Below are 11,082 nucleotides of genomic sequence, written 5' to 3'. Positions count from 1 at the left end.
GACGAATGTACGTCCCATTCCACGACGGCGTCATCAGCCAGTTCGAGGGATACGGCGAATTGGACGAATTGGACTGGGACCGCTACCACCGGAAGTACGGCAACATCCAACGCCTCGACCGCATCCTCGAGGCGGAGAACGACGACGTGAACCGATACAAGGCTTCCAAGCAGGCCGACGTCCTCATTCTGCTCTACCTGATGTCGGCACCGGAATTGTGTGAGCTACTCGAGCGGCTCGGCTATCGCTTCATGCCCGACAAGATCCCAAAAATGGTGGACTACTACCTGGCGCGCACGTCGCACGGGTCGACGCTCAGTGGTGTGGTGCATACCTGGGTACTCGCCCGGGCCAACCGCGATCGTGCGATGGAGTTTTTCCAACAGGCGCTCAAATCCGACGTCTCCGACATCCAGGGCGGCACCACGTCCGAAGGCATTCACCTGGCGGCCATGGCAGGCAGCGTCGACCTCATGCAGCGATGCTTCACCGGGATGGAGACCCGGGCCGGCCGCATCATCCTCTCCCCGCACTGGCCGGAAACACTTGGCGTGCTGGCATTCCCGATCCACTACCGCGGTCTGCACCTGCACCTGCGGGTCAGCGGAAAGGGCGTGATCATCAGTGTGGATCCGCGCGATGCCGCCGGAGTCGAAGTGGAATGCCGTGGTCGAGTCGTTCAACTGATGCCCGGGACAACTGTCCGATTTCCCGGCTGACCGTTGCCCAACCAAAAGATACGGGGCGGGGTGGTCAACGTCGGCGGTACGATCGCAATTCGTGCAACGGCGAGTGTCGCAGAGAGCACAACTCTGGTCGCTATGCCCGGCCGTGGTGAACGGCCTCGTCGACCCGTGATTTTTCGTACGGCGAAGAACGGCAGCTGGCTGACCCGCAATGTGTGGGTGTTATCCGCTGTGTCGCTTCTCCAGGACACCGCCAGCGAATTGGTCTACCCGCTGTTACCGATCTACCTCACCGCAGTTCTCGGCGCGCCGCCGGCCGTCGTAGGAGCCGTCGAAGGCGCGGCCGAGGGAGCGGCGTCGCTGACAAAACTGACGGCTGGACCACTCGGGGATAGGTTTGCGCGGCGTCCACTGATCACGGCGGGCTACGGTATGGCCGCGCTCGGCAAGGTGATCGTTGCGGTCGCCGGTGTGTGGCCCGGGGTATTGGCGGGACGCGTGGTCGACCGAGTCGGCAAGGGTATCCGGGGCGCGCCGCGCGACGCACTGCTCGTAGACGGAATCGACGAAGCCAGCCGCGGCCGCGTGTTCGGGTTTCACCGCGCGATGGACACCCTCGGCGCGGTTGCCGGTCCGTTGATCGGGCTTGCCGGATACGAGCTACTCGACCATAAGATTCCGCCGTTGCTATACATCGCGATCGTTCCGGCCGTCCTGAGTATGGCCTTGGTCGCGTTGGTGCGCGAGCGTCCCCGGCCGGTTGAGCGTGCGCACCGATCACCGTTGGGGGCGGCCCTGCGTGAGCTGCCAGGCCGGTATTGGCGGGTGATCGCGCTGCTGGCAGCCTTCGGTGTCGTCAACTTCCCAGATGCCCTGATCCTGTTGCGCCTCAAAGGGATCGGGTTTTCCGTCGCCGAAGTGATCCTGGCCTACGCGGGATACAACATGGTATATGCGTTGGGCAGTTACCCGGCCGGATCACTCGCTGACCGCATCCCGAGGCCTGCGGTGTTCGGGATAGGCATGGTCTTTTTCGCGGTCGGCTACATCGGGCTCGGGCTCACAACCGACAGAGTCGCGGCATGGCTCATCCTCGGACTGTATGGACTGTTCACCGCATGCACCGACGGCGTCGGAAAGGCGTGGATATCCGGACTTGTTCCCGCCGAGCTGCAGTCGAGCGCGCAGGGCATATTTCAGGGCGCGACGGGCTTCGCGGTGTTGTCGGCAGGTCTGTGGGCCGGTCTGCTGTGGGGGGCAAGAGGCCAACTCCCGCTACTGATCTCAGGAATCGCCGGCGGCTTCTTTGCGGCGATCCTGCTCATTCTCTCTATCGGTGCGTGGATTCGCACCAAATCCGATGCTGCAGCGGCTAACTGACTGCAAGAGGAAAGAAGTATCCATGAGCGGACAACCCGGCAGTCCAGAACCGGCGGTGGTCGCAGCCAACGCCGAATTCACCCACGGACCCTATGCTGGGGAAATGGCTGGTGACGAGCAAGCCAGCAGGGATGCCGGTCGAGGCATGGCCGCATCCCAGCCGCATGACCTCACGCCGCTTGCGGACCTGTCGCACGGGCAGTCCCGGGCCGGACCGGTGCGCGAACGCCGACCCGTCTACGTCGATCTGCTGCCGCCGTGCAATGCCGGTTGCCCCGCCGGGGAGAACATCCAAGCCTGGCTTGCCCATGCCACCGCCGGCCGGCACGAGCAGGCCTGGCGTCAGCTCGTCAAGGACAACCCATTCGCCGGGATCCATGGGCGGGTGTGCTATCACCCGTGTGAAACCGTCTGCAACCGCGCCCATCTCGACAGCGCCGTATCGATCCACTCGGTGGAGCGGTTCCTCGGTGACCTTGCTTCCGAGCGCGGCTGGAAGTTCGAACCACCGCCGACCCGCACCGGCAAGCGAGTCCTGGTCGTCGGCGCGGGGCCGAGCGGACTGTCCGCCGCCTACCATCTGGCACGCCTCGGCCACCAGGTCGAGATCCGCGACGCGGGCGCCCTGCCCGGCGGCATGATGCGGTACGGCATTCCGAGCTACCGGCTGCCGCGTGAGGTGTTGGATGTCGAGCTGAACCGGATCGCGGCTATGGGCGTTGAGTTGACCGGCGATCACCGGGTCGATGACCTCGCGGCCGAGCGGGACGAGGGCGGCTTTGACGCGGTGTTCGTCGCGGTCGGTGCGCATCTGGCCAAACGAGTCGACATCCCCGCTCGTGACGCCGGCACGATGGTGGACGCGGTGTCTTTTCTGCGCGACGTCGCGTCCGGCGAAAGGCCGGCGATCGGGCGCCACGTGGCCGTCTACGGCGGCGGCAACACCGCGATGGACGCCGCCCGCGTGGCCCGCCGCCTGGGCGCCGAGGATGCGGTGATCGTCTACCGTCGCACTCGCGAGCAGATGCCCGCCCACGAGGAGGAAGCCGAGGATGCCGAACGCGAGGGCGTGCGCATCAACTGGCTGCGGACGATCAACGCCTTCGATGGCCCCGAACTGCGGGTCGAGGTCATGGAACTCGACGACTCGGGTTACCCGCGACCGACCGGACGCTTTGAGACGCTGGCCGCCGACACCCTGATCATGGCACTCGGTCAGGAAACGGAATCGGCCTTCATGCGGACGCTGCCAGGAGTTGAGTTCGATGGTGACGGCAGCGTGCGCGTCTCGGAGTCATTGATGACCGGCTGTCCGGGCATATTCGCCGGCGGCGACATGGTGCCCAGCGAGCGCACCGTCACAGTGGGTGTCGGCCATGGGAAGAAGGCCGCACACAACATCGATGCCTGGTTGCGCGACGCGACGGGCGCACGTCTCGCGAAACACCCGACGGCGACGTTCGACTCGCTGCACCTGTGGTTTTTCGGTGACACCGCGCGGCGTCAGCAGCCCGAAGTCGAGCCGGCAAAGCGCGTCGAGAGTTTCGAGGAGGTCGTCGGCGGGTTGTCCGCCGAGGAGGCGACCTACGAGGCGGGGCGTTGCCTTTCGTGCGGTAACTGCTTCGAATGCGACGGCTGCCTCGGCGCGTGCCCGGAGGACGCGGTGATCAAACTCGGGGTCGGACACGGCTACAAGTTCGACTACGACAGCTGTACCGGCTGCGCCGTCTGCTTCGATCAGTGCCCGGTCCACGCCATCGAGATGTTCCCGGAGCCGAAATGACACGTGCGACGGTGGATGGAAACGAGGCCGCCGTTTCGGTCGCCTACCGGCTCAACGAGGTGTGCTGCATCTACCCGATCACACCGTCATCGCCGATGGCCGAGTTGGCCGACGAATGGTCCAGCGCCGGGCGACCCAATGTGTGGGGCACCGTCCCGACAGTGGTCGAAATGCAAAGCGAGGGTTGAGCGGCCGGAGCTCTGCACGGCGCCCTGCAGAGCGGCGCGTTGACCACGACCTTCACTTCGTCGCAGGGTCTGCTGTTGATGATCCCGAACATGTACAAGATCGCCGGTGAACTGACGTCGGCCGTCATCAACGTGGCAGCCCGGTCATTGGCGGCGCAGGGATTGTCGATCTTCGGGGACCATTCCGACGTTATGGCCGTGCGGCAAACGGGATTCGCGCTGCTTGCATCGGCCTCCGTTCAGGAGGCCCAGGACCTGGCGCTCGTTGCGCAGGCGGCCACACTGGCGACCCGGGTACCGTTCGTGCATTTCTTCGACGGCTTCCGAACCTCGCACGAACTCAACACGATTCAAACGCTCTCTGACGACGACCTGCGCGTGTTGGTGCCCGAGGAGTTGGTGTGGGCTCATCGCGGACGGGCGCTGTCTCCCGAGCGCCCGGTCATTCGCGGGACCGCGCAGAATCCGGACGTCTACTTTCAGGCGCGTGAAACGGTGAACCCGTTCTACGCACGGGTTCCGGGCGTGGTCGAGGACCTGATATGGCCCGCCTTGGCGAGCGCACCGGCCGCACGATGCACATCGTCGACTACACCGGACATCCCCAAGCGCAGCGAGTGCTGGTGGTGATGGGCTCGGGCGCCGAGACTGTCGTGCAGACTGTCGCCGCTCTCGTCGAGCGCGGCGAGCGGGTCGGAGTGGTCCAGGTGCGGCTGTACCGCCCATTTCCCACCAGAGCGCTCCTCGAAGTGCTGCCCGCGACGGTTCGCACGGTCGGCGTTCTAGACCGCACCAAGGAGCCCGGGTCGATCGGCGAACCGTTGTATCTGGACGTTGTCGCGGCGCTCGCCGAGGCCTATGCCGACGGCGAGCGACCCGTCATGCCGCGTGCGACGGGTGGACGATATGGACTGTCCTCCAAGGAGTTCACGCCCGCCATGGTCGCCGGGGTGTTCGCCGAACTCGCTCGCGAGCAACCACGGCGCCGTTTCACCATCGGTATCGACGACGACGTCTCCGGTACCAGCGTCGACTACGACCCGTCGTTCGACATCGAGTCACCCGACACGTTCCGAGCGGTCTTCTTCGGGCTGGGTTCGGACGGTACCGTCAGCGCGAACAAGAACACGATCAAGATCCTCGGGTCCGAAGAAGGGCTGCACGCCCAGGGCTACTTCGTCTACGACTCGAAGAAATCGGGTTCGCAGACCGAGTCGCATCTACGCTTCGGGCCGGATCCCATACGCGCCCCTTACCTCGTGACGGCGGCCAATTTCGTTGGCTGCCACCAGTTCCGGTTTCTCGACAAACTGGATGTGCTGGGTCGGGCTGCCCCGGACGCGACGCTGCTGCTGAACTGTCGGCAGCCTGCTGTCAAGGTCTGGGACGCGTTGCCCAGGCTGGTTCAGGAACAGATCCTGGCCAAGCGGATCGCGCTGTACGCCGTCGACGCCGACCGGATCGCACGTGAGGCCGGGCTGGCCGGGCGGATCAACATCGTGTTGCAGACATGCTTCTTCGCGATCTCCGACGTGCTGCCACCCGAGCAGGCGATCGCCCGCATCAAGGAATCGGTGGAAAAGATGTACGGAAACCGCGGCGCCGACGTGCTAGGGAAAGAACTGGCCGCAGTGGACGGCGCGGTGGCCGGGTTACACCGGATCGAGGTGCCCACCCTGGTCACCTCCACGCGCACACCGGCACCGATCGTGCCCGAGTCCGCGCCGGAGTTCGTCCGCACCGTCACCGCGGAGATGATGGCCGGACGCGGAAACGCCTTGCCGGTCAGCGCACTTCCGGTGGACGGCAGCTACCCGAGCGGCACGACCGCATACGAGAAACGCAACATTTCCGAGCTGGTCGCAGTCTGGGACTCCGACAGCTGCATTCAATGCGGCAATTGCGGCTTCGTCTGCCCGCACAGCGTGATTCGCTCCAAATTTTACGACCAGTCCCAGCTGGCCGGGGCGCCAACGCAGTTCGACTCCGCACCCTTGGACGCCGTCGGCCTGCCGAACGCCCGGTTCTCGTTGCAGGTGTACGTCGAGGACTGCACCGGGTGTGGCCTGTGCGTCGAGGCCTGCCCGGTTGTCCTACCCGGCAAGACCGTCACCAAAGCGATCAACCTCGGCCCCAGTGAGCCGCGGGTGGCTGCCGAGCGAGAGAATATTGCCTTCTTCGAGACCCTGCCGACCAACGACCGGTCCCGGGTGGACTTCGGCACCGTACGTGGCACCCAGTTCTTGGAGCCGCTGTTCGAGTTCTCCGGCGCCTGTGCGGGTTGCGGAGAGACGCCGTACCTCAAGCTGCTCTCGCAGCTGTTCGGGGACCGGCTGATGATCGCCAACGCGACCGGTTGCTCTTCTATCTACGGCGGCAACCTGCCCACCACTCCCTGGACCACCGACGCTGACGGGCGGGGTCCCGCCTGGTCGAACTCGCTGTTCGAGGACAACGCGGAGTTCGGGCTCGGCCTGCGGTTGGCCAGCGACGGACATGTCGCGCTGGCCCGGCGCCGTCTCGCCGAATTGCGCGACACGCTCGGGGCCGGACTCGTCGACGCCATTCTGGCGGCACCGCAGCTGCGCGAGTCGGAGTTGGCAGCCCAGCGTGAGCGGGTGGCCGAGCTCAAGAATCGCCTTGCGGGCCTCGATCCCGCTGTGACTGCCGACCTGCGCAGCGTGGTGGACAGCCTGGTCCGGCGCAGCGTGTGGATCGTCGGCGGTGACGGCTGGGCGTACGACATCGGGTCCGGTGGGCTCGACCACGTGTTGGCTACTGGGCGCAACGTCAACGTGCTGGTGCTCGACACCGAGGTCTATTCCAACACGGGTGGTCAGATGTCCAAGGCGACACCACTGGGCGCAGTCGCCAAGTTCGCCGCCGCCGGCAAAACGGTGCCGAAGAAGGATCTCGCGCTGCAAGCGATCGCTTACGGAAACGTCTACGTCGCCAAGGTCGCCATGGGTGCCGACCCGCAGCAGACCCTGCAGGCCTTCCGCGAGGCGGAGGCTTACGATGGCCCGTCGCTGGTGATCGGCTACAGCCAGTGCATTGCGCACGGCATCGATATGCGTCTCGGGATGGATCAGCAGTACCGCGCGGTCGCCAGCGGACACTGGCCGCTGGTCCGTTATGACCCGGTACTGCGCGCCGCCGGGCACAATCCGTTCCTGCTCGATTCGCATCGACCGCGGATCCCGCTGGCCGACTACGTCTACCGAGAGCTGCGGTACCGCTCACTGGCCAACGCCGATCCGGCCGAAGCCGAACGGCTGCTCGGGCTGGCAGAACAGGCTATCGAACAGCGCTGGAATGTCTACGAGGAGATGGCTTCCCGCGGTCCCGAACACTTCCACGCCGACGCCCGCAGGGAACGCTGATGGAGCTGTCAACCCGCTATATGGGCCTCACATTGCGCAACCCCCTGGTGGCGGCGGCATCTCCGCTGTCGCAGACCGTGGACGGCATCCGGCGCCTCGCCGACGCCGGTGTCGGTGCGGTCGTGCTCTATTCGCTGTTCGAAGAGCAGCTGCGCCGCGAGGCGGAGCGCAACGCTCGTCTGGCCGAGGCGGGCACCGAGAGCTTCGCCGAGTCGTTGTCGTACTTCCCACACGCCGCCGACGAGGACCACGGCCCACGCCGCTATTTGAGCCTGCTCGAACGTGCGGCCGGCGCGGTCTCAGTTCCGGTGATCGGCAGCCTCAACGGCAGCACGCCCGGCAGTTGGGCCCGCTACGCCCGGTCAATGCAGGACTGTGGCGCGGCCGCAATCGAATTGAACATCTACTACCTGCCCGGGGATCCACACATCCGCGGCCGCGACGTCGAGCAGCGTCACCTCGACATCCTGGCGTGGGTCAAGGACGCGGTGACCGTTCCGGTGGCGGTGAAGCTCAGTCCGTACTTCAGCGCGACCGGCGAGATGGCGCGACGCCTGGATGAGGCCGGTGCGGACGGGCTTGTTCTGTTCAACCGATTCCTGCAGCCCGACATCGACCCCGAGACCCTCACCGTGGTGCGCGCGGTGTCGCTGTCCACCCCGGCGGAGATTCGGTTGCCGCTGACGTGGATTGCGCTACTGCGAGGACGAGTCGGCGCGTCGCTCGCCGCGACGACCGGCGTCGAGAGCTCCATTGAGCTGATCAAGTACCTGCTTGCCGGCGCGGATGTGGTGATGACGGCGTCAGCACTGCTGCGCCACGGCCCGGAACACGCCACCGTACTGCTCGACGGCTTGTGTGAATGGATGCGACGCAAGGGATTTACCACCGTTGAGGAACTGCGTGGGCTGCTCGCGGTACCCGTCGGCGCCGACGAGACAACCCGCGAACGCTGGGACTACGTCAGCGCGCTACAACAAGCCGACAGCACCGACTACGGCCCCTGGTAACCGTAGCGGCTCGCGCACCTTCGACGGCGATTCACAGCTACTCAAGGTCATTCGCCCCTTACAGGGGCCGCAACCGATCAACTCCGCCCTGCCGGCAGCTTCAGTGCGCGCTTGGACCGCCGGGCCGGTGCACTCAACGCGACAAGACGTGCCACTGCCCGTTCGACGCCCTGGGCGAGCTCGTCGACATCGGGCGCAGCGTCATAGTCGGCGATGATGCCGAAGACGAGGTCGTCCGCGTAGCTGAATATCGCGATGCCTGTGCGAACCCGAAGCGCAATGGGCGGAATCGGCAGTAAGTGCACAATGTCGTGGCCCATGACCTGCAACCGTTGGCGCGGACCGGGTACGTTCGTCGCCACGGTGACCACAGCTCGTTGCGGGAGCCGGGCCAACGCCCGAACGGTCCAGGCCGTGAGCGGGAACGGAATGAGATTCGCCGCTGAGACAATGACGCTTCCTGCTTGCCGCTGCCCGCTCGCCTTCGTCCTTGCCAGTCGCGCATGCACTGCGCGCAGCTGCTCTGCCGGGTCGGCCTTTTCGACGGGAAGGTAGGGGAGCATGAGTGAGACGCGATTGTCGGTCTTGTCGAGTGCATCGTTCGAGCGCACCGAGACCGGCACCAGGGTGCGAAGCGAATTGCGCCTGGGTTGCTCGCCGCGACGGATCAGAGTGGCGCGGAAGCTATCGGTGATCGCCGCGAGCGCAACATCGTTGATCGTGACGTCGAACGTCTGGCGCACCTTGGCCACGTCCCGCAGGCTCACCCGCGCCGCGCTGTAGCGCCGCATATTGGTAACCGGCCCCATCAGTGAGGAGACCGGCGCCGGATGCAATAGGCCGCCGGCAATTTCGACAGCGACTTCGAATGCCCGTGCAGCAGCCGTGGTCACGTCGGCCGATGCATGCCAAATACCGCTGACCCAATCCAGCGGGTTGAGGCTGAGCTGCGGCAGCCGCGTCCCGTGCTGTGCCGGCTCCGTGGTTGGGCGGATATCGGTTGCGGACGCGTCGCCGTCGTCGAACAGGCCGGCAAGGATGTGTGTCACCGCGACTCCGTCGCCAATGCAGTGGTGGATTTTCGTCAGTATCGCCCACCGGTCGTCGGTGAGGCCCTCGATGATCCAGCATTCCCACATTGGACGGTCCCGGTCGAGACGCCTCTCCATCACATCGGCGGCCAGCCGGAATAGCGCGCTGTCGTCGCCCGGATGCGGAAGTGCCGCACGATGCAGGTGATGGGAGAGGTCGAGGTTGACGTCTTCAATCCACTCCGGCGGACCGAGGTCGAGCGGATGCGTGCGCAGCACCTGCTTGAACCGTGGCGTCGAAAGCATTCGCTCGCCAAGCCACGAGACGAGCGAGCCGTAGTCCGGGATGGGTCCTTCAACGACGGCTACGACGCCGATCGCGAGGCTTACATGCGGGTCGGAGTCCTCTGCCTCGAGGAAGGCCGCATCAAGCGGTGTTAAGTGCGCCACAACAACACTGTCCACCGCGATCGGACGGACCGGCAGAGGCGGAAGTCCCAAGACCGAAGTCTTTGGGCAGAGTCACGCAACCGTGGACTCGCGGCATTCCATGGTCATGGCAGAACCAGCCCGCGGGCCCCATGACGGCACACGACTGCAGGGCTAGCGTGGCTTGGTAGCAGAGGATGGATGGTGCGCCATGTCGGTAGCCGGTAGCGAGCATTGGATGGCGCTGGAGGGCGGAGCCGACGGCTCGCCGGGCGCGAGGTCATACACGAGCCGGTTCGCGGCGATCGGTGCGTCGCTTCCGGAACGGCGGTTGAGTACCGATGAGTTGATGGCACGGTGTGAGCCTTCGGCAGAGCTTTGTGGCCGTGGCCCGGTAGCGCCGGTGACGAATGACCCTGTCGCGGTGGCGCAGGAAAGTGCCACGATAAGTGATTAATCCTCGGCTGCCGATCGGCGGCAGAGAGTGACGAACGTCGGGAAGAGCCAATGACGATCAATGGCGACCGCACAGCCACAACCACCACAGCGACGAATGTGGCGTCGATGTTTCTCGCCCGCGTTCAGACGTCGGCGGATAAGGAGGCCTTCCGCTACCTCGTTGCCGGCGAATGGGTCTCGGCGACCTGGCGGCAGGCCGCGGACCGCGTCGAGACGCTGGCGGCCGGCCTGCTGGCGCTGGGCATCGAACCCGAGCAGCGAGTCGGTATCGCGTCGAGCACGCGATACGAGTGGATCCTGGCCGATCTGGCGATCATGTGTGCCGGGGCCGCCACCACCACGGTGTATCCCAACACCAACGCCGGCGGCACCGCCTACATTCTGGCCGACTCGGAATGCCGAGTCGTGTTCGCCGAGGACACCGGGCAGCTGGCGAAGCTGGCCGAACGTCGCGCCGAGTTACCCGGCCTCACCAAGGTGGTGCTGTTCGACGGCCCCGGCGACAGCGACTGGGTGATCACCCTGGCGGGCCTGGCCGAGTTGGGGCAGAAGTATCTGCTCGAGCATCCGTCAGGAGTGCGGACCCGAACGGACGCGATCACCCCGCAGCAGTTGGCGACGTTGATCTACACCTCAGGAACCACCGGACCGCCCAAGGGTGTGCGGTTGCCGCATTCCGCCTGGGCCTATGAGGGGAAGGCGATCGTCGCGCTGAACCTGATGCGCGAGGACG

General features: G+C 65.6%; 6 protein-coding genes and 1 pseudogene. 6 read left to right on the top strand and 1 reads right to left on the bottom strand.

Translation table 11 applies throughout. The features are described from left to right. From ACLQI9_RS04810 to ACLQI9_RS04790, 5 genes and pseudogenes are all read left to right on the top strand, one after another. Positions 1-719, top strand: a 719-nt coding sequence (locus ACLQI9_RS04810) for a glycosyl hydrolase family 65 protein (RefSeq protein WP_442376159.1), incomplete at its 5' end; no start/stop codon positions are given. A 138-nt stretch (positions 720-857) separates the two neighbouring features. Continuing rightward, on the top strand, positions 858-2,066 hold the full coding sequence (locus ACLQI9_RS04805; protein ID WP_442391200.1) for an MFS transporter: 1,209 nt from the start codon (positions 858-860) through the stop codon (positions 2,064-2,066). Between the two features lie 145 nt (positions 2,067-2,211). After that, positions 2,212-3,849 (top strand): NAD(P)-binding protein, encoded by a 1,638-nt coding sequence (locus tag ACLQI9_RS04800; protein WP_442391198.1) that lies wholly within the window; start codon positions 2,212-2,214, stop codon positions 3,847-3,849. Next, positions 3,846-7,420 (top strand): annotated as a pseudogene (gene nifJ, locus ACLQI9_RS04795) (pyruvate:ferredoxin (flavodoxin) oxidoreductase). Before ACLQI9_RS04800 ends, nifJ begins: the two are co-directional and overlap by 4 nt. Continuing rightward, positions 7,420-8,430, top strand: coding sequence for a dihydroorotate dehydrogenase-like protein (locus ACLQI9_RS04790; protein WP_442391196.1), 1,011 nt, complete (start codon positions 7,420-7,422; stop codon positions 8,428-8,430). Before nifJ ends, ACLQI9_RS04790 begins: the two are co-directional and overlap by 1 nt. Positions 8,431-8,507: 77 nt before the next feature. Here the strand turns inward: ACLQI9_RS04790 and ACLQI9_RS04785 are convergent, their stop codons facing one another. After that, a complete protein-coding gene (locus ACLQI9_RS04785) occupies positions 8,508-9,911 on the bottom strand; it encodes a WS/DGAT/MGAT family O-acyltransferase (RefSeq protein ID WP_442377832.1) in 1,404 nt (467 codons plus the stop codon). A gap of 486 nt (positions 9,912-10,397) precedes the next feature. On the opposite strand from ACLQI9_RS04785, the gene ACLQI9_RS04780 reads away from it, so the two are divergent. Further along, the coding region (locus tag ACLQI9_RS04780) for an AMP-binding protein (RefSeq protein ID WP_442391194.1) at positions 10,398-11,082 on the top strand (685 nt) is incomplete at its 3' end.

It is taken from the genome of Mycobacterium sp., assembly GCF_052143115.1.
Classification (GTDB): domain Bacteria; phylum Actinomycetota; class Actinomycetes; order Mycobacteriales; family Mycobacteriaceae; genus Mycobacterium.
The sequence above is the reverse complement of the archived record's forward strand: the minus strand, read 5'-3'. Positions and strand labels throughout refer to the sequence as shown.